Here is an 18227-nt window from a genome sequence, read left to right as displayed (position 1 = left end):
ATATAAAAATGAGTAAAGAATTTAAACGTGTATTTTTAATTGTCATGGACTCGGTTGGAATTGGCGAATCCCCAGATGCAGAAGCATATAACGACAAAGGTGCGGACACATTAGGTCATATCGCTGAGCATCGTGGTGGCTTACATATGCCAAATATGGGAAAACTTGGCCTTAGCAATATCCGTGAAATCAAAGGGATTGAAAAAGCTGACAAACCATTAGCACATTATACGAAAATGCAAGAAGCATCTGCTGGAAAGGATACGATGACAGGCCACTGGGAAATCATGGGGCTTCACATTGATACGCCATTCCAAACCTTCCCAGAAGGTTTTCCGGATGAAGTTATTCAAAAGCTGGAAGAGAAAACAGGACGCAAAGTCATTGCAAACAAACCGGCTTCTGGAACTGAGATTCTCGAAGAATTAGGGGAAGAGCATATGAAGGATGGCAGCTTAATTGTCTACACTTCTGCTGATTCTGTTCTGCAAATTGCTGCCCATGAAGAGATTGTTCCATTAGAGGAGCTTTATGAAATCTGTGAATTCGCAAGAGAACTAATGAACGATCCTAAATATATGATTGGCCGTGTCATTGCTCGCCCATTCGTTGGCGAACCAGGCAATTTCGAACGTACGGCAAATCGTCATGACTATGCATTAAAGCCATTTGGTCGTACGGTCATGAATGAGTTGAAGGATGCGGATTATGATGTGCTAGCAATTGGAAAAATCGCCGATATTTATGATGGAGAAGGGGTAACCAAGTCTCTTCGCACTACCTCTAACATGGATGGCATGGATAAATTATTACAAACCATGGATATGGAATTTACAGGACTTAGCTTTGTAAATCTGGTAGACTTTGATGCTAAATTTGGTCATCGCCGTGATCCGCAAGGCTACGGGGATGCATTAGAAGAATATGATGCACGACTTACAGAGGTATTTGAAAAATTAAGAGAAGATGATTTGCTTATTATCACAGCAGATCATGGAAATGATCCAATACATCATGGAACAGACCATACAAGGGAGTATGTTCCCCTAGTTGTATACCACAAGGGAATAGAAGAAGGACGTGAACTGCAGATTAGAGAGACCTTTGCAGATATAGGTGAAACCGTCGCAGATAACTTCCAAGTTGATTCTCCGAAGTTTGGAAAAAGCTTTTTAAACGATATTAAATAAGGAGGCCCTTTATGAATAAAGAAGCTATTCAAAAAGCAGCAAGTATGATTCAAGGAAAGATAAACGTCACGCCAAAGATCGGTTTAATTCTAGGTTCTGGACTAGGCGTATTGGCAGATGAAATAGAAAACCCAGTCAAAATTAAGTATGGAGATATTCCGGGGTTTCCTGTATCTACAGTAGAGGGACATGCAGGTCAGCTAGTAATTGGAACACTTCAAGATGTTCCTGTTGTAGCGATGCAGGGACGTTTTCATTACTATGAAGGCTATGATTTAGAGGCGGTTACTTTTCCTGTCCGTGTCATGAAGGAATTACAGGTGGAAACATTAATCGTCACGAATGCTGCAGGTGGAGTGAACCCGGATTTTGAAGCCGGTGATCTGATGATCATTACGGACCATATTAATAATGCAGGAGCAAATCCGCTTATCGGACCAAATGATCCAGAATTAGGTGTACGTTTCCCTGATATGACTAATGCATATGATAGAGATTTACAGAACCTTGTAAGGGAAGCAGCAAAAACATTAAATATAAAATTACAAGAGGGTGTTTACGTTTGGAACAGTGGTCCAAGCTACGAAACCCCGGCGGAAATTCGCATGCTTCAGAAGATTGGCGGCGATGCAGTAGGTATGTCTACAGTGCCTGAGGTCATTGTAGCTCGTCATAGCGGAATGAAGGTTGCCGGTCTTTCCTGTATTACCAATATGGCTGCAGGAATTCTTGATCAGCCTCTATCCCATGATGAAGTAATGGAAACAGCGGAACAGGTAAAAGAGAATTTCTTAAGTTTAGTAAAAGAAATCATTACGAATTTTAGTAGATAAGGAAGGCATGAGAATATGAATCAAGCATTAGCTAATAAGATTGACCATACATTATTAAAACCAGAAGCGACAAAGGAACAAATTGAAAAGCTTTGTGCAGAAGCGAAGGAATATAACTTCTATTCTGTTTGTGTAAATCCTTTATGGGTAGAATCAGCAGCAAGCATGTTAAAAGACACAGAGGTGGATGTTTGTACGGTGATCGGGTTCCCACTAGGTGCGAATACGACGGAAGTGAAAATTGCAGAAACAAAGGATGCGATTGCTAAAGGTGCAACCGAAGTGGATATGGTTATCCCTGTTGGAAAACTAAAATCTGGCCAAGACGAGGAAGTAGAAGCAGATATCCGTGGCGTTGTGGAGTCTGCAAAAGGAAAAGCACTTGTAAAGGTGATTATTGAAACAAGTCTTTTAACAGATGAAGAAAAAGTAAAAGCATGTAAATTAGCTGTTCAAGCTGGAGCGGATTATGTAAAAACTTCCACTGGTTTCTCTACAGGTGGAGCAACGGTAGAAGATATTCGCCTAATGCGTGAAACAGTAGGGCCAGATATCGGTGTGAAAGCATCTGGTGGTGTACGTGATTTTGAAACAGCTAATGAGATGATTGAAGCGGGCGCTTCAAGAATTGGTGCTAGCTCTAGTGTTGCTATTGTAAACGAAAGTAAGTAATATTTATTGGTCTTTAAGGACTGGGTGGGCGAGGGATATTTTTTAGAAGGAAAGTCTTGATGTTTAAAGAAAGATTAAATCAACTGACAGGTGTTTACGATAAAGGTTCCTCGTTAAAAAGAGAGGTTTTAGCAGGGTTCATTTCCTTTTTCGCGATCGTTTATATTATTATTGTCAATTCCACGATATTGGCTGACGCTGGAATTCCAGTCGAGGCAGCTGTATGGGCAACAATCCTTATGTCTGTTGCCGGCTGCTTTATCGTTGGATTTGGAGCAAATCTCCCGTTGATCCTTGTACCAGGTATGGGAGTTAATGCAATGTTTACGTATACCTTTGTGCATTCAATGGGACTTACGTGGCAGGAAGCGCTTGGTGTGGTATTTATCTCCGGTATTGTTTTTATGGTGGTGGCTTTTACACCACTGCTTCAAACGCTGACAAAATCGATTCCAAGTACTCTAAAAGATGCTATTTCGGTTGGTCTGGGTTTGTTTTTGGCACTGATTGGATTAGAGAAGAGCCATATTGTCGTTAAAGGAGAGCATTCAATCATTGCTTTAGGGGACATTGCAAGTCCAGAGGTAATTGCATTCTTTTTAACCTTTTTAATTGCAATTATTCTCTTTCTCCGTAATGTTCCAGGGAATTTTCTACTTACCATTTTTATAGGGACAATGATTGCATGGATGTTTGGCTTACTTGATGTAAGTCAAATTGGTAACTCCAGTTTATCTGCTAATGATTATGCTGGGGTATTCATAGGCATGTCCTTTGATGGAATAACTAATATCGCTTTTTGGATTGCAGTTTTTTCATTAACGATGGTATTAGTGTTTGAGAATATTGGATTAGTAAACGGACAAGTAATGGACGCAAAACAGCCAGAAAAATATAAAGCTGGTGTACGTGCCGTATCGATATCCGCTATGTTTAGCGGTGTATTCGGATCAAGTCCTTCTGTGTCCACAGCAGAGGGGGCAGCTGGAATTGCAGCAGGCGGGAGAACAGGAATTACGTCAATTGTAACAGGTATACTGTTTCTTTTATCCTTTTTCTTTATTCCGTTTATAAATGTGATTCCGGGGAGTGCCATCTCACCAATCTTAATTATCGTTGGGGCATTAATGGTACAAAATGTAAGAAATATTAATTTTCAGGATTTATCTGATGCCATCCCTGCCTTTTTAATTATGATGATGATTCCTTTCTCCTATAGCATTGCAGACGGAATAGCGATCGGCTTTATTGCCTATCCTATTACGAAACTTGCGGTAGGAAAAGCGAATGAAGTATCAAAGCCATTATATATTATTGCTGGTTTATTTTTGTTTCACTTTTTGCTACAGGGAGTTTGATTGGAAAAAGAGGCTGGGACAACAGGGGTTTGTCTAAAAGAAGCATACGGAACTTTAGCTAGCGGTGAAATACCGCTCCGGAAATATACTTCGCTTTCCACGGGCGGCTGTTGAGCCTCCTCGTGCTTCGCACTGCGGGGTCTCATCTAGGCCTGTCCTCCCGTAGGAGAGTCTACGTATATTTCCTCCGCTAATTTAGAGCGTTGTTCTTCTTTTGGGTCAAAAATTATTGGCTGTGCACCAGTCTCTAACTTTATAGCTTATTTTGAAAGCAATTTCAACATAAATAAAGAAAAAAGGAGGGGAAATCATGCAGTATAACTACCAGACACCACGATATTTAATTGTGATTGAGCAAATTAAAGAGAAAATAAATAATGGAGAATTAGAGCCAGGTGAACGCCTTCCCTCTGAAATGATGTTTGCCAAAGAATTAGGAGTCTCTCGTAACACATTAAGAGAGGCATTAAGAATTCTTGAGGAAGAAAATATCATTATCCGGAAGCATGGCATTGGCACGTTTGTTAATAAGAAGCCAGTATTCTCTAATGGGATAGAAGAGCTTTTCAGTATTACAGATATGATTGCAAGAGAAGGAAAACAACCTGGAACGGAAATCCATTTCACTGGATTTGTAGAACCACATAGTGATGATATAGGTGAGTTGGATTTAAAAGAGAATGAGCAAGTCTTCTTAGTGAAGCGTGTTCGGACAGCGGACAGTTCGCCACTTGTATATTGCATTGATAAAATCCCTGCAAATCTGCTGCCGAAAGGATTCAAGCTAAATCAGGAATCCATCCTTGGCTCTCTAGAAAAGGAAGGAATTAAGGTTAGTTATGCAGAAGCACAAATAAAAACCATTAGTTACCATGAAGAGATTTCCGAAATCATGGACTGCGATAAGGACACACCTCTCTTGATTTTACGTCAGGTGCATTTCGACCAGACTAATCGTCCTGTCTTATATTCTATTAATTATTTTAAATCGGATCAAATTGCATTTAATGTCTATCGAAAAAGAACGCTGTAAAGGGGAAAACAGAAGGACCACAGGAGCAGGCGCTGCGGTCCAATAAATTGCTCTAAATCAATCAGAATTTGAAACGTTAAGTTGTGAAAGCCGCACTGAAAGAGAAAACCCCACAGTGAAGTGTTACTTTGTAACTAGCGTTCTATTACCCTCTACTAAACTACCTCAAATATTTTGATTTCCCCCGAAACTACCTTTTATACTGTATAATACTAGTAAATAAAAGCTTTATTTCGAATAGTCCATTTTAATAATTCTAAATGTGTGAAATAACTCCACCGTCTTAAACTCTATCCCTATCATACTTATATGAGGACAAAAAGTATGGATGGATAAATGAAGGATAGTCATCATTTTTTTACATTAAAGGAGTATAAACGATGCAGAATTTATCGGAAAAGATTTCACTAAAAGGCCAAGTAATGTTGTTTACTGGTCTCATCGTCTTACTATCCCTCTTAATATTAAGTTTTTTTGTCGCTCATAACCAATCCAAAAATACAAGGGAATATCTAGCTGAAAAGGTCCAAAGTAGTGCAAGCTACATTGCTTATAATGACCTAGTTCAGAAATCGCTTATAGATGGAGAACCCACACAGGAACTATTGGATTATGTGGAACTCGTTCGAGCAGAAAATAATCTCCTTTATATAGTCGTTATGGATAATAATAAAGTCCGTTTAACACATCCAGATTCTAATCAAATTGGTCAAACCTTTGTTGGAACGGATGCAGAGAGAGTCTTTCATGGTGAAAGATATACGTCAGAAGATATCGGCACATTGGGTCCGTCCATGCGGGCTTTTCATCCAGTTTGGGACAATGAAGGGAACCAAATTGGAGCTGTTGCTGTTGGAATTGCAACAAGTGCAGTTAAAGAGGCAGTTTTAGAAAATCAAATCATTCTTATTTTGCTAACTGGGATTAGTTTATTTCTTGGCCTTATCGGTGCTTGGTTTTTAGCAAACCGAATCAAGAAAACCTTAAATGGAATGGAACCAAAGGAAATTGCTTTAGCCATTCAGGAAAGGAACTCTATGCTTGAGGCCGTTAATGACGGTATATTAGCGATTAATAATGCGGGAGAGGTACTTTTAGCGAATGATAGAGCTCAGCAATTCTTAAGGCGTACCGGTTATCAGGGTGAATTCGAGCACACTCCTATTGATCATATTTGGCCGGAGTTAAAGCTGCAAGACGCTTTAGCAAAGGAATCTGCTGCCAGTCATGAGTTAATCAAAAAGGGTGATGTCGAAACGATTGTTACGAGGGTTCCGATGTATGTGTATGAACAATGTGTCGGTGCGTTGGCAACTTTTAATGAACGAAGCCAGCTCCATGACATCATGAGGCAACTTATCGGAACTCAAAGTTATGCAAAAAGCTTAAGAAGCGAAACGCATGAATTTATGAATAAACTTCATATAATCCAAGCGATGGTTGAAACGGAATCCTATGAAGAATTAAAAGATTACATTGAAGACCTTTCCGATCGTTACCACCTGAAAACAGCTAGTGCCGTAAGCCATGTGGAGAAGCTTGTGGAGGATGTAAGTATTGCTCACTATTTAGCGAAAAGAATTGGCTGGATGGAAAAGATGGAGGTCAATGTTCATATTCAAAGTGGGATTCCTTGGCCAAGTATGAGTACAGAACTGATTGATACATGGGTTACTGTGATTGGCAACACCTTTGATAATGCATGGGAAGCGATGCAGCATAAGGAGCATAAAAATCTGACACTTACATTAAAACATGTTGGTGGTGTGCTGCGATATGTAATTGAAGACAATGGTACTGGTTTTTCAGCTAATGAGCAGCAGCAATTTCTAGCAAGTTCGAAAAAAGGCGATCACGGCTATGGATTAGCCAATATCAAAAAGAAACTCAAGATCTTTAATGGAACCTTAGACATTTTATCAGAAAAAAATAAAGGGACGATTATAACGGTTCACATTCCTTATACAGAAAGGAGTCAAGAGGATGATTAAGGTCGGAATGGTTGAAGATGATTTAGATGTTAGTAGATTTCATCGTCTATTTTTAGATAAAATAGACGGGTTCCAGCTTCTATTCGAAACACATACTCTTGAGGAAGGATTAAATAAACTCCAGCAATTAAAGCCTGATTTGCTTTTGCTGGATGTTTATATTGGATCTACTAATGGACTGGACTTGCTGAAACAAATTCGTGCAGAAGGATTAGATTTGGATGTGATCTTGATTACTTCCGCCAATGATGCCGTAACTGTAAAAACTGGTAACCGCTTTGGTGTAGTCGACTATTTAATTAAACCATTTTCCTTTAAACGTTTTCAAGAAGCATTATATCGTTATCGTGCCAATAGACTCGATACGGGCAAAGTGTTTTCACAGCAAGATGTTGATAGATTATTACATAAGGGCGGGCAAAATAAAGTCTATACTTTACCAAAAGGAATAACAAGAGTAACTGCTTTTCGTGTCATTCAATGTTTAATTGAAACAAATGAGTGGCTGACTGCAGCTGAGCTTGCTGAAAAGTGCTCTCTATCACATGTTTCCTTACGTAAATATATGCGCTTTTTCGAAGAGGAAAAATTAATCGAAACAAAGTTGATTTACCAGGTTTTTGGCAGACCATTACAGAAATATAAAGCGACACCCGAAGCACCTCTTTTTTTAGAAGCCGGTTTCATTTAATTAAATAATCTAGACGGAATTCCTCTATTATTGAAATAATGTAGTAAACGCTTTCAGAAATTCAAAAAAAGAGGTGGTTATCATGAAACAAGGCTTTACGCTTACTTGGGAAAAAATGTGGCATCAGCATCGGAAAACAAAAGATGCACTTAATGTATTTGCTTATGCTAAAAAAGGCAGTAACGCCTTAAAAAAAGAGGCAACCGATTATGATTCAGTAAAACAAAAAGAAGTTAAGCCAGAAAAACCAAATGAGAAGAAACCTTATTCACGAGGTCAGCAAGTCGGGTTAATATTAGGACCGTTGCTATTTGCGTTAACTCTTCTATTCTTCCATCCAGAAGGTCTATCATCAGAGGGAAGACTTGTTCTGGCTTCTACATTATGGATTGCTACTTGGTGGATTACCGAAGCGATTCCAATTCCAGTAACATCCTTGCTGCCACTTATTTTATTGCCATTGACGGGAAGTATGACAGGTTCTGAGGTTACTTCTGCTTATGGAAATGATATTATCTTCTTATTTCTAGGTGGTTTCTTTATCGCAACGGCAATGGAGAAATGGGATTTACACCGAAGAATAGCGTTATTTATTATCGCTGTTATCGGAACAAGCACACAGCGGATTTTACTTGGATTTATGTCGGCTACAGCCTTTTTATCGATGTGGGTGTCTAATACAGCAGCGGTTATGATGATGATTCCGATGGCCCTTGCTATTACTGCACAAGTAGCTTCCACACTAAAAGGGAAGAAAGACGGATCAGATTTGCCGAAATTTGAAAAATCCATGATTTTTGGAGTTGGCTATGCGGGAACAATTGGTGGTTTTGCTACCTTAATCGGGACACCACCTACGATTATCTTTGCCGGACAGGTTAGAGAACTATTTGGTATTGAAGTTTCCTTTGCATCATGGATGATGTTTGCAACTCCTCTTATGATTTTAATTCTGCTTTGTACATGGTTCTATTTAGCAAAAATGGCTTTTAAAACAAATCTAAAGAACATACCGGGCGGAAAAGAACTAATTCAAGATGAAAGAAAGAAACTTGGGAAAATTTCCTATGAAGAAGGCGTTGTCGCAGCAGTCTTTATTTTTGCCGCTTTTATGTGGATTTCAAAAGACTTTTTCTGGAGCGGAGAAAGTGCACTTATTTTTGAACTACCAGGGATCTCAGACGGGATGATTGCCATGGCGGCAACGATTCTTTTATTCTTAATTCCTGGAAAGGCGAGTCCCCGTGTACTTGAGTGGGCGGATTCAAAAGACATCCCTTGGGGTGTGTTATTACTATTTGGTGGAGGACTTGCCATTGCTGTAGGATTCCAATCAAGCGGATTATCTACATGGCTGGGAGAACAGCTCACTATCTTGGATGGTCTCCACATCTTTATGATTATTGCTGGTGCAACGATCTTAATTATGATGTTAACAGAAATCACATCCAATACAGCAACGGCAACCATGATTATGCCAATTCTAGCATCTCTAGCTGTTGCCATTAATGTTCATCCATTTGCCTTAATGGCTCCATGTGCCATTGCGGCTAACTGTGCATTTATGCTGCCGGTTGGAACACCGCCAAATGCAATCATTTTCGGGACAGGGAAGTTAAAAATCATTGAAATGGTTCGAACAGGTTTTGCTTTAAATGTGTTTGCAACGGCGCTCATTGTTTTATTTGCATATTGGATGCTGCCAGCTGTGTTTGGTATTGATTTAACTGTTTTTCCTGAGGGTTTAATAAATTAACTCTTAAAAGAATTTACACCAGCTAATCATTGACTCAAGTGATTAGCTGGTGTTTTTCGTTAATTTATAGGTGAAAAAGCAGAGAATAATATTTCAACAGTTTTTAAGCTACTTTGACAAAACTTGAGGAGCAGCAGGTACTTCCTCATTGACATTTTGACCTTGTTGATTGGCTATGAAAACAGCAAATGCCGCAAAGATTCCTGGAATGGCAAATATAAAGAAATTTAGTTGTAAAGTTAAATTGGAAGCAAGTAAAATACCACCAATAGCTGGACCAAGTATCCCTCCAATTCGCCCAACTCCTAATGCCCATCCTAAAGCTGTTGAGCGCATTGTGATCGGATAGAACTGGGATGTATAGGAATGTGTAAGGTTCTGTGTTCCTACGGTTGCTGCTCCAGCAATCGCAACCATTACATACAACACAATCATATTGGTTGAGAATCCAAGACTTGTAATGGAAAGAGTGGCGATTAAAAAGAATAGAATAAGTGATTTTCCAACACCCCAACGATCCGCAACCCATCCCATTAGAATGGCACCAATGGTTGCTCCCGCATTTAATGCCAGAAGGAAACTTAAGCTTGAACCAAGAGGGAATCCAGCTTCGTTCATAAGTTTTGGCAGCCAGGTATTCAATCCATAAATCATCAGAAGTGACATAAAGTATGTTAACCAGATCATTATCGTTAAAAAGCCTCTTTTTTCAGTAAATAGGTTTTTTACTGGAGATGAAGTTTCTTTTGGTTTATTTAAAACAAATGACTCATTATCAGAAGGTCTATAAGCTGGATTTACTTTTACAAGAATTTTCTGTACCCCTTTATGATCATTTTTACTGATTAACGTTCCTACTGAGTCTGGCAATAACTTGGCTAAGAAGGGTATGAAAAGTAATGGTAGGGCACCAAAGAAGAATACAGACTCCCAGCCAAAGTTAGAAATAAGTAGCATACTTAGGAAAGCAGCGATAACGCCACCGATGGAATATCCAGCCATAATCGTAGCGATCATCCGGCTGCGCATTCCTTGCGGGGAATATTCGCTAATCAATCCAATTACATTCGGCATCATTCCACCTAATCCTAAACCAGTAATGAAGCGGAATAACCCAAATATTTCTGGGCTTGGAGCTAATCCTGCTAGAAGCATAAACAGACTGAAGATAGTAACGCAAATCAGGATAATCTTCTTTCTGCCTAATTTATCTGCCAATGTTCCGAATATCAGCGCCCCAAACATCATCCCAAACAAAGCATAACTCCCATATCTCCCGGCCTGAACAGCAGAAATTCCCCATTCCTCCATTAAAGTTGGAACTACTGCTCCATAGATAGTTAAATCAAAACCATCAAATAGCATTAGTAGAGCACCCCAAAAAAGTAACATCCAATGGAATTTAGCTAGTTTTGTTTTCTCAATCAGTTCTTCTGCATTTGTCACTTTCATATACTCAACCTCCTGTCAGAAATAATTTGGCTTTTTGAATAAAGCCATGAAACAATTCTCCATTCTTGATGGGTCAGCTTCCATGTCGTTGTAATAAGAAATAGCTCCTACTTCCTTTTCTTCTATTGCTCAAATCGAAGTACCTTCGTACCTTTGAATACACCAGTCATTTCAAATAGAATCATGTAGACTAGTGTGTTTAACGATTAAATTTTCGAGAATATATTCTAATTGGTTTTAACCAATTCATTGATCTCTAGAAAGTCTAAAGCATTCTGTCCAAGCATTAAAACAGCATCTTCCTCTGATATATCGTTAAGATTGTCAATAACCTTACCAACAGGCTTTTCACGCAATAGAAATGGATAATCAGAGCCAGCGATAATCTGTCTTGCCCCGAATTGTTCGATCATAAATCTCAAATTATTCGGATCGTATACAAGGGAATCATAGTATAGTTTTTTAGCATAATAGCTTGGAACTTTTTCTATATTACGGGTATCTGGCCAGACTTCCCAGCCCTGATCCATTCTTGGAAGGATGTATGGAAGAGCCCCACCTCCGTGAGCAAAGCAAACCTTTAGGTTCGGCAGCTTTTCTAGCATCCCGCTCATAATGATGCTTCCAGCTGCAAGAGCAGTTTCTGAAGGCATACCAACCGTGTACATGGTATTGAACCGCTCCAGTCTTTCTCGTCCAAGTGTTGCCCAAGGGTGGACAAAAAGTGGAACATTCATTTCCGCTGCCGCTTCAAAAAAGGGATAAAGGGAAATGTCATCCAGATTTAGTCCGTTTACATTGGAACCTATTTGTATTCCTCTAAGCCTTAGATCCTTAACAGCTCTTTCCATTTCAGCTATTGCCTGCCTTTAGTTTTGTATTGGATAAAGTCATCTTTCCATTCCTCCCATTTTTGGTTGTGAAATGAATTATCTCTTAGTCAGAAACCGCTTACATTAATAAGGAAAGGTAAATGATTCCTGTTAGTCATATAATTCATCGTAAAAAATAAGACTTTTCTTTGCTTAAGAAAATCCTGAAGCTAGTTCTCATTATATGTTATAGAAATTGTATCTAAATACTCCAGTTCCTCTATAAGGAACATAGTTATAAGAAATTTAAAATATTTTTTATTTTTTATAAATAGTTACTCGATTAATCTGTTGGTAACAGTTTATGGAGGTGGGGATTGGTATAAAGTCAATTTAGGTTTGAGGAAAATATCTGGAGCATGAATTGGTAGGACATAGCCATGGAGCTGCTGACATATTGAAAAAATTGATAATGAGGATTGATAATTTTAGTTCCAGATTTCTTGAAGAATCTATCAGTTTTATAATAATAATCTCCTTAATAATTAAAAATATTATCTTTTTGAGAAATGAGGATAGTAACAATTGTATAAATAAAAATTTGGTTTGCTGGAAGGACGGGGATGACACTAGGAGTTCCAATATGGTGAAAAAGAAAGGAATAGAAAAAAGTATAATATACCTATCTTTTTATCTATTATCCTCTCTTTCTCTCAATTCCATCAAAACTTTCCTGATATCTCCAACTGTACCTCCTGCAAATATTGACTAAACTCGCTATCTGGCGTACTTGGTATATCAGTTGAAAACCCAACAACAGTTACAATCCCAATTAATTCCTTGTCAAAAGATAATATAGGAATAGAAACAGAAGAAATCTGTGATATAAGTGGCTCGTTCGCAAAGGCAATCTTGTCCTTTTTAATTTTTTCTAATTCGTTTTCAGGTAAGGACAAATCCTTTTCTTTGTTCCAGCTATCAATCATCAATTTACTGGAAAATGCATGGAAAATTTTCCCGGACGAGGATCTTGGGGGAAGTAATGTTCCCAATTCAGCTCCTATATTTAGTATTTGACTAGACCGCCAGATTTTTGCAATAACCGGCCCATTGTACGTTGGTACAGCAAAAATAACAGAGCTTCTTGTACGCACACTGATTGACTGAAGATAGGGTGTAATAATAGGGAGAATATCCTGATTACCCATGGCTGCAAATCCATATTGAATCAATTTCGAGCCTAGATGATACATGCTTGTCTCTGAATCCCGAAACAAAAAGTTTTCTTGAATTAAAGTGTTTAAATATTTATATAAATTACTTTTTGTGATTTGTGTTTTCTCCTGTATTTCTATTACTTTTAATGGTCTTCCTTCTTTTGCAATGACTTCTATAATAGAAAGTCCAATCCTCAAAGATTGAATGGTATCATTCTTTCTTTTTGTTTCCATAAGTACCTACTCCTTTATGTTCAATTTAACGAAATAATTTATAATATTGTCGGTAAATGTGCCGATAATTATAAATATAAAATTAATATAAATAAATTACAATAGTTTAATATTGACATTAATAAATATTCAGATTTATAATAATTATATATAATATAACTATGTATCACAATAGTGGAATGAGAAAAAACTGTAATTCCACAGCAGGTCTGAAAATACTTAATGAAAAAGGAGAATATGATGAAACTTATTACCTTTACTGTAAACGGTTACTCAAGAATCGGAGCGGTCGTAGAAGAAAACAAAGTAATTGATTTAAATTATGCGTATCAGGCTTTACTAAAAAGCGAAGGAAAATATCGATATAAGGAAATAGCAGAAGCTTTTGTTCCTGCAAAAATGGAAGCGTTTTTGCAAGGTGGGAAAGAAAGTATGGAGTTAGCAAAAAGAGCGATCGACTTTGCATTGAGCAATGGCACGGATTTTATACATCAACTTGTTTATTCCAAAGGGGAAGTGAAGATAGAAGCACCTTTATCAAGCCCAGGAAAAATGATCTGTGTAGGTCATAACTATCGTGAACATATTCTGGAAATGGGAAGAGAACTTCCTTCCAATCCTGTCGTTTTTGCTAAGTTTGCTAATACGATTGTTGGTCCAGAGGATGATATTCCATTCTATCCAATTTCAGAACAACTTGATTACGAAGCGGAATTTACATTTGTAGTAGGTAAACAAGCACGAAATGTATCGGAAGAAGAGGCACTTGATTATGTTGCTGGTTATACCATCACAAACGATGTCACGTATCGTGATATTCAACGTCGTACTCTTCAATGGTTACAAGGAAAAGCCGTTGAAGGCAGTGCTCCGATGGGACCATGGCTGGTTACTTCTGATGAAATTACCGATCCATCCGGTCTTGAGGTTGTGCTTACTGTGAATGGAGAAGAGCGACAACATTCGAACACAGAGAATCTAGTATTTACCGTTCAAAAGCTAGTAGCATTTCTATCTAACCTAATGACTTTAGAACCTGGCGATGTGGTTCTTACTGGAACACCTGGTGGAGTAGGTGTCGCACGTGATCCACAAGTATTCTTGAAAGATGGAGATGTCGTGAAAATCGAAATCGATAAAATTGGAACGTTAGAAAACAAAGTTGCTTTACAGAAGGGAGAATAAGATAGATGACTGATGTGAAGGTACTAAGCTATACGGAATCGATTAATGGATCATTGGATAAAATCGTGACGACTGTACAAGACCTCTCAGAGGAAACTATTCGCTGGAAGCCTGCAGAGGATGAGTGGTCTATTTTACAAATTCTAAATCACGTAAACGAAGCAACCTTATACTGGCTAAGTGAGTTAGAAACGATATTAGAGCAACCTGGATCTGAATGGGGAAGAGGATTACAAAATCCAGATCGCTTAGAAGCAGTCGAAAGTCCTGATGAATTAGATGTGAATGCTGTTATTGCAAAAGTGAAAGAGTTGAAGCCTGTTGTAACGGAGAGGCTATCGAAAGTCGACGATGAACGTTTAACAGAAGAAAACCCACATCGCAACTTTGCTAAATTTGGCAACAAGCCAGTTTCATTCCTAATTGAGCATTTCTTAGTGGAACATGTTGAAGGGCATTACAATCAAATCCAGCGTAATCTTTCTAAGTTAAGTAACAATGCAACAAAATAATAGTAGAGAGGAAGATTCAGATGGCTGAAAAAGGTAATTTTTTAAAGGATCAAGATGTACAGGATTTTACGAAAGATATTCAACAGTATAACCTTGGACCACTTTGGGAAGCGATTCCAGAAGTCATGAATAAAAATCCGGAGCCTCAAGCAGAGGCGTATCTTTGGTCTGCTGAATTAATTGAGAAAAAGTTGATGGAAGCAGCTGAAATTTTTACACCTGAACGTGGTGGAGAACGTCGTGCAATCTACTTCCAAAATCCTGGATTAACATATCGGAAACCATGGGGGCAAGTATCCACAACACAAACATTATATGCTGCGGTTCAATTGTTATTGCCTGGTGAAGAAGCTCCATCACATCGCCATACGCAAAGCGCATTGCGCTTTATCACAGAGGGTGAAGGTGCGTATACGATTGTACAAGGAGAAAGAATCTTCATGGAAGAAGGAGATTTTCTTATTACTCCGAAAAACTTATGGCACGGACATGGTCATTTAGGTGATAAACCAATGATCTGGATGGATGCGCTAGATATCCCGACTATATACTCTATCGGTGGTACGTTCTTTGAGCCATATGAAGCTGGATTGCAACAACCAAACGTTCCAGATAACTTCTCTGAAAAACGCTACAGAGGTGGAATGGTTCGTCCAGTTGGCGACGACAAATTTGATGTTGCTCCACTTGCGAATTATAAGTGGAGTCGCACAGTAGATGCGATTAAAGGACTAATGGAGTTTGATCCAGATCCTAACCATGGATTTGCCGTGGAATATATTAATCCATCAACAGGTAAATCAGCAAACCCTACGATGGGAACTAGAATGCAATTTTTACCAAAAGATTTCAATACAAAAGCGCTTCGTCATACACATTCAACAATCTATCATGCGTATAAAGGGTCCGGTTATACGATTATTAACGGCGTTCGCTTTGATTGGAAAGCTGGCGATTACTTTGTGGTACCTAACTGGGCATGGTATGAGCATGTTCCGGCTGAGGATTCTTATCTTTTCTCTGTTAATGATATTCCAATTATGGATCGTTTTGAACTAGAAAAGGAAGAACAATACGAGGGAAATAACGGGCATCAAACAGTTACTGGGGAATTTAAGGCAGACTTTAGATAAAAAAAGGGGCGGTCTTGAGAGGGGTCCAATCGAATGACTCCTCTCATTAATAAAAGGGAGGAAGAAAAAGTGACAAACAGTAAAGAAAATCCGATCATTGTTGTTGGTGGAGGAATTGGTGGCTTGGCAACAGCTCTTGGTTTAGCGCAATCAGGAAAAAATGTAAAAGTGCTGGAGCAAGCACCGGAATTTGGGGAGATTGGTGCAGGAATTCAGCTTGCAGCTAATGCAACAAATGTATTACGACGATTAGGGGTCATGGATAAAATTAGTGAAGTGGCTGTTTTTCCAAAGCGCTTAGTATTAATGGATGCGTTTACAGGAGAGGAATTATCAGCACTAGACATTGGAAGCGTTTACCAGGAAAGGTACGGCGCACCTTATGTAGTATTACACCGTTCAGATTTACAGCAATCATTAATTGATGCTTGTGTAGACCATCCGAATATAGAATTAGTTAACAACCAGCAAATCACTACGATAGAAGAAGCTGGAGAAAAAGTAGAAGTATATAATGCAAATGGAGAAGCACATGTTGGAGAAGCAGTTATTGGAGCTGATGGTCTGTGGTCAAAAACGAGGAAGATTTTTAGCGATGATCAACCGGTGTGCTCAGAATATGTTGCATACCGTGGAGCGATTCCAATGGAGGAAATAACGAATGTTGCTAACTTGGATGATGTCATTATGTGGATTGGTCCAAACATGCACGTGGTTCAATATCCTGTACGACGCGGAGAACTTTACAATCAAGTAGTTGTCTTTAAAAGCTATCAGTATCGTAAAGAAATTGAGCATACTTTTGATTGGGGAACTCCAGAGGAAATGGATGAAGTATTTAAAGATACATGTGATAAGGTACAAACAGCGATCTCCTATATTTCAAGACAGAAGAGATGGCCAATGTACGACCGCAATCCAATTGAAAACTGGACAAAAGGAAACATCACCCTAATGGGAGATGCAGCTCACCCAATGCTTCAATATTTAGCACAAGGGGCATGCCAAGCATTAGAAGATGCTGGTTATCTCGCAGACATGGTTAAAAAGCACGAGAATTACAGTGAGGCATTCGAAGCATATCAGCAGGAACGCCAGCCACGTACAGCTTATGTTCAAACAAGCGCGAGAAATTGGGGCGAGATTATTCATAGTACAGAACCAATAACGACATTGTTAAGAGATACTATTTTAAGTAAACGTACGGAACAGGACTTTTCATTTATCGATCAATACCATGGATATAACAAGGTTTCTCCAGTAGAAGTAAGGAATTAAAAAGGGGAAAGTAAAGACAATAAATGATTGAAACGAGGATGTTTCTATATTCATAACAATTGTAGAATGAGTTTAATAATTTCTTTAAACAATTTCCATAAGAATAATTACTTCAGAATTGGTTGATTGGATCTTTTAATTCTAATGGTGTTGTAGGTACCTTCTGTAGGGAATTGTTGGTGATAAGTATAATTTGGAAAGCAACTTCAATTTTGTTGAGGTTGCTTTTTTGCATCGATTTCTTTTACCTTCTAATGGAAAGAACTAAAATCACTCTCCCTACTAAAAGTAAACCAATAACTTCCCTCATTTTAAATCTCCTTCACATCTACTGAACGAATAAATGAAATAAACGCTTTAACACCATTAACGACCATTTCTTTGCATGTTTCTACTTGATTAACGTGAATCTTTATATTAGGACTCTTATAAAAATGATGTTACCACCAATTATCAACAAGGTTACGCATTAAATCATCTGTATGGTAATCAATCCGTGGCAAAAAAGGGAGGTTGTCTAGTTTAAACTCCCAAGGAGCGTAACGCATATTTCCTCTTCGTAAAGCAATTCCTTTTCACCTTTCCAAGGATAATCCCCTTTAACAAAACTGAGGTGAACATCGTGATTTAATAACAATCGATGCATGTCTTCCCGTAACAAGTTCAAATTCAACGTTTGGATATTTTTTCTTAAATAGGCGCAGTAGTTTAGGCACTTTATTTAAAGCGAAAAAATTGGATAATCCAACTTTAAATGTCCCTGTTACTTGGTCTTTCATGTTATTCATTTTCTCTTCAATCATGTGCTGTTGCTGAATCATCTTTTTCGCATGCTGAGCGAGCTGTTCCCCTTCAGGTGTAAAGGATACTCCTCTTAAGA

At 38.4% G+C, this 18227-nt stretch carries 15 protein-coding genes and 1 pseudogene; 12 read left to right on the top strand and 4 right to left on the bottom strand.

Features of this window, described 5'->3' with window-relative positions; all coding sequences use genetic code 11:
* The first annotated feature begins 8 nt into the window (after nt 1-8).
* From deoB to D8M04_RS06790, 8 genes are all read left to right on the top strand, one after another.
* Entirely contained in the window at nt 9-1190 is a 1182-nt protein-coding gene (gene deoB, locus D8M04_RS06825) for a phosphopentomutase (RefSeq protein ID WP_121522155.1), read from the top strand.
* An 11-nt stretch (nt 1191-1201) separates the two neighbouring features.
* Nucleotides 1202-2023, top strand: coding sequence for a purine-nucleoside phosphorylase (locus tag D8M04_RS06820; protein ID WP_121522154.1), 822 nt, complete (start codon nt 1202-1204; stop codon nt 2021-2023).
* A 15-nt stretch (nt 2024-2038) separates the two neighbouring features.
* Nucleotides 2039-2695, top strand: a complete 657-nt coding sequence (gene deoC, locus D8M04_RS06815; RefSeq protein ID WP_121522153.1) for a deoxyribose-phosphate aldolase — start codon at nt 2039-2041, stop codon at nt 2693-2695.
* Between the two features lie 59 nt (nt 2696-2754).
* Nucleotides 2755-4053: an NCS2 family permease gene (locus tag D8M04_RS06810; protein ID WP_121522152.1), complete on the top strand. Its 1299-nt coding sequence runs from the start codon at nt 2755-2757 to the stop codon at nt 4051-4053.
* 310 nt (nt 4054-4363) lie between these two features.
* The gene (locus D8M04_RS06805) at nt 4364-5086 is read left to right on the top strand and encodes a GntR family transcriptional regulator (protein WP_121522151.1); all 723 of its coding nucleotides are present in this window, start codon (nt 4364-4366) and stop codon (nt 5084-5086) included.
* Nucleotides 5087-5466: 380 nt separating this feature from the next.
* Complete coding sequence (locus tag D8M04_RS06800) at nt 5467-7077, top strand: ATP-binding protein (RefSeq protein WP_121522150.1); 1611 nt, start codon at nt 5467-5469, stop codon at nt 7075-7077.
* The gene (locus D8M04_RS06795; RefSeq protein ID WP_121522149.1) at nt 7070-7768 is read left to right on the top strand and encodes a response regulator; all 699 of its coding nucleotides are present in this window, start codon (nt 7070-7072) and stop codon (nt 7766-7768) included. The genes D8M04_RS06800 and D8M04_RS06795 overlap by 8 nt, the downstream gene beginning before the upstream one ends.
* Before the next feature lie 82 nt (nt 7769-7850).
* The gene (locus D8M04_RS06790) at nt 7851-9524 is read left to right on the top strand and encodes an SLC13 family permease (RefSeq protein WP_121522148.1); all 1674 of its coding nucleotides are present in this window, start codon (nt 7851-7853) and stop codon (nt 9522-9524) included.
* 108 nt (nt 9525-9632) lie between these two features.
* On the opposite strand, the gene D8M04_RS06785 is transcribed toward D8M04_RS06790, so the two are convergent.
* The 3 genes and pseudogenes from D8M04_RS06785 to D8M04_RS06775 all read right to left on the bottom strand — a co-directional run bounded on the left by D8M04_RS06785 (nt 9633) and on the right by D8M04_RS06775 (nt 13239).
* Nucleotides 9633-10976, bottom strand: coding sequence for an MFS transporter (locus D8M04_RS06785; protein WP_121522147.1), 1344 nt, complete (start codon nt 10974-10976; stop codon nt 9633-9635).
* A gap of 227 nt (nt 10977-11203) precedes the next feature.
* Nucleotides 11204-11839 (bottom strand): annotated as a pseudogene (locus D8M04_RS06780) (amidohydrolase family protein); the annotation flags it as partial.
* Between the two features lie 671 nt (nt 11840-12510).
* A complete protein-coding gene (locus D8M04_RS06775; protein ID WP_121522145.1) occupies nt 12511-13239 on the bottom strand; it encodes an IclR family transcriptional regulator in 729 nt (242 codons plus the stop codon).
* A gap of 240 nt (nt 13240-13479) precedes the next feature.
* Between D8M04_RS06775 and D8M04_RS06770 the strand changes: the two genes are divergently transcribed.
* The 4 genes from D8M04_RS06770 to D8M04_RS06755 all read left to right on the top strand — a co-directional run bounded on the left by D8M04_RS06770 (nt 13480) and on the right by D8M04_RS06755 (nt 17347).
* On the top strand, nt 13480-14424 hold the full coding sequence (locus D8M04_RS06770; protein ID WP_121522144.1) for a fumarylacetoacetate hydrolase family protein: 945 nt from the start codon (nt 13480-13482) through the stop codon (nt 14422-14424).
* A 5-nt stretch (nt 14425-14429) separates the two neighbouring features.
* A complete protein-coding gene (locus D8M04_RS06765; protein ID WP_121522143.1) occupies nt 14430-14936 on the top strand; it encodes a DinB family protein in 507 nt (168 codons plus the stop codon).
* 20 nt (nt 14937-14956) lie between these two features.
* On the top strand, nt 14957-16069 hold the full coding sequence (locus tag D8M04_RS06760; RefSeq protein ID WP_121522142.1) for a cupin domain-containing protein: 1113 nt from the start codon (nt 14957-14959) through the stop codon (nt 16067-16069).
* 69 nt (nt 16070-16138) lie between these two features.
* On the top strand, nt 16139-17347 hold the full coding sequence (locus tag D8M04_RS06755; protein ID WP_121522391.1) for an FAD-dependent monooxygenase: 1209 nt from the start codon (nt 16139-16141) through the stop codon (nt 17345-17347).
* Between the two features lie 599 nt (nt 17348-17946).
* On the opposite strand, the gene D8M04_RS20395 is transcribed toward D8M04_RS06755, so the two are convergent.
* Nucleotides 17947-18168 (bottom strand): LysR substrate-binding domain-containing protein, encoded by a 222-nt coding sequence (locus D8M04_RS20395; protein ID WP_246001141.1) that lies wholly within the window; start codon nt 18166-18168, stop codon nt 17947-17949.
* Nucleotides 18169-18227 lie beyond the last annotated feature (59 nt).

It is taken from the genome of Oceanobacillus piezotolerans (assembly GCF_003665065.1).
Lineage (GTDB): Bacteria > Bacillota > Bacilli > Bacillales > Amphibacillaceae > Oceanobacillus > Oceanobacillus piezotolerans.
The sequence above is the reverse complement of the archived record's forward strand: the minus strand, read 5'-3'. Positions and strand labels throughout refer to the sequence as shown.

Bases quoted from the DNA above. Each gene is read 5' to 3' on its own strand.
- deoB (WP_121522155.1), top strand. From the start codon at position 9: ATGAGTAAAGAATTTAAACGTGTATTTTTAATTGTCATGGACTCGGTT.
- D8M04_RS06820 (WP_121522154.1), top strand. From the start codon at position 1,202: ATGAATAAAGAAGCTATTCAAAAAGCAGCAAGTATGATTCAAGGAAAG.
- deoC (WP_121522153.1), top strand. From the start codon at position 2,039: ATGAATCAAGCATTAGCTAATAAGATTGACCATACATTATTAAAACCA.
- D8M04_RS06810 (WP_121522152.1), top strand. From the start codon at position 2,755: ATGTTTAAAGAAAGATTAAATCAACTGACAGGTGTTTACGATAAAGGT.
- D8M04_RS06805 (WP_121522151.1), top strand. From the start codon at position 4,364: ATGCAGTATAACTACCAGACACCACGATATTTAATTGTGATTGAGCAA.
- D8M04_RS06800 (WP_121522150.1), top strand. From the start codon at position 5,467: ATGCAGAATTTATCGGAAAAGATTTCACTAAAAGGCCAAGTAATGTTG.
- D8M04_RS06795 (WP_121522149.1), top strand. From the start codon at position 7,070: ATGATTAAGGTCGGAATGGTTGAAGATGATTTAGATGTTAGTAGATTT.
- D8M04_RS06790 (WP_121522148.1), top strand. From the start codon at position 7,851: ATGAAACAAGGCTTTACGCTTACTTGGGAAAAAATGTGGCATCAGCAT.
- D8M04_RS06785 (WP_121522147.1), bottom strand. From the start codon at position 10,976: ATGAAAGTGACAAATGCAGAAGAACTGATTGAGAAAACAAAACTAGCT.
- D8M04_RS06775 (WP_121522145.1), bottom strand. From the start codon at position 13,239: ATGGAAACAAAAAGAAAGAATGATACCATTCAATCTTTGAGGATTGGA.
- D8M04_RS06770 (WP_121522144.1), top strand. From the start codon at position 13,480: ATGAAACTTATTACCTTTACTGTAAACGGTTACTCAAGAATCGGAGCG.
- D8M04_RS06765 (WP_121522143.1), top strand. From the start codon at position 14,430: ATGACTGATGTGAAGGTACTAAGCTATACGGAATCGATTAATGGATCA.
- D8M04_RS06760 (WP_121522142.1), top strand. From the start codon at position 14,957: ATGGCTGAAAAAGGTAATTTTTTAAAGGATCAAGATGTACAGGATTTT.
- D8M04_RS20395 (WP_246001141.1), bottom strand. From the start codon at position 18,168: ATGATTCAGCAACAGCACATGATTGAAGAGAAAATGAATAACATGAAA.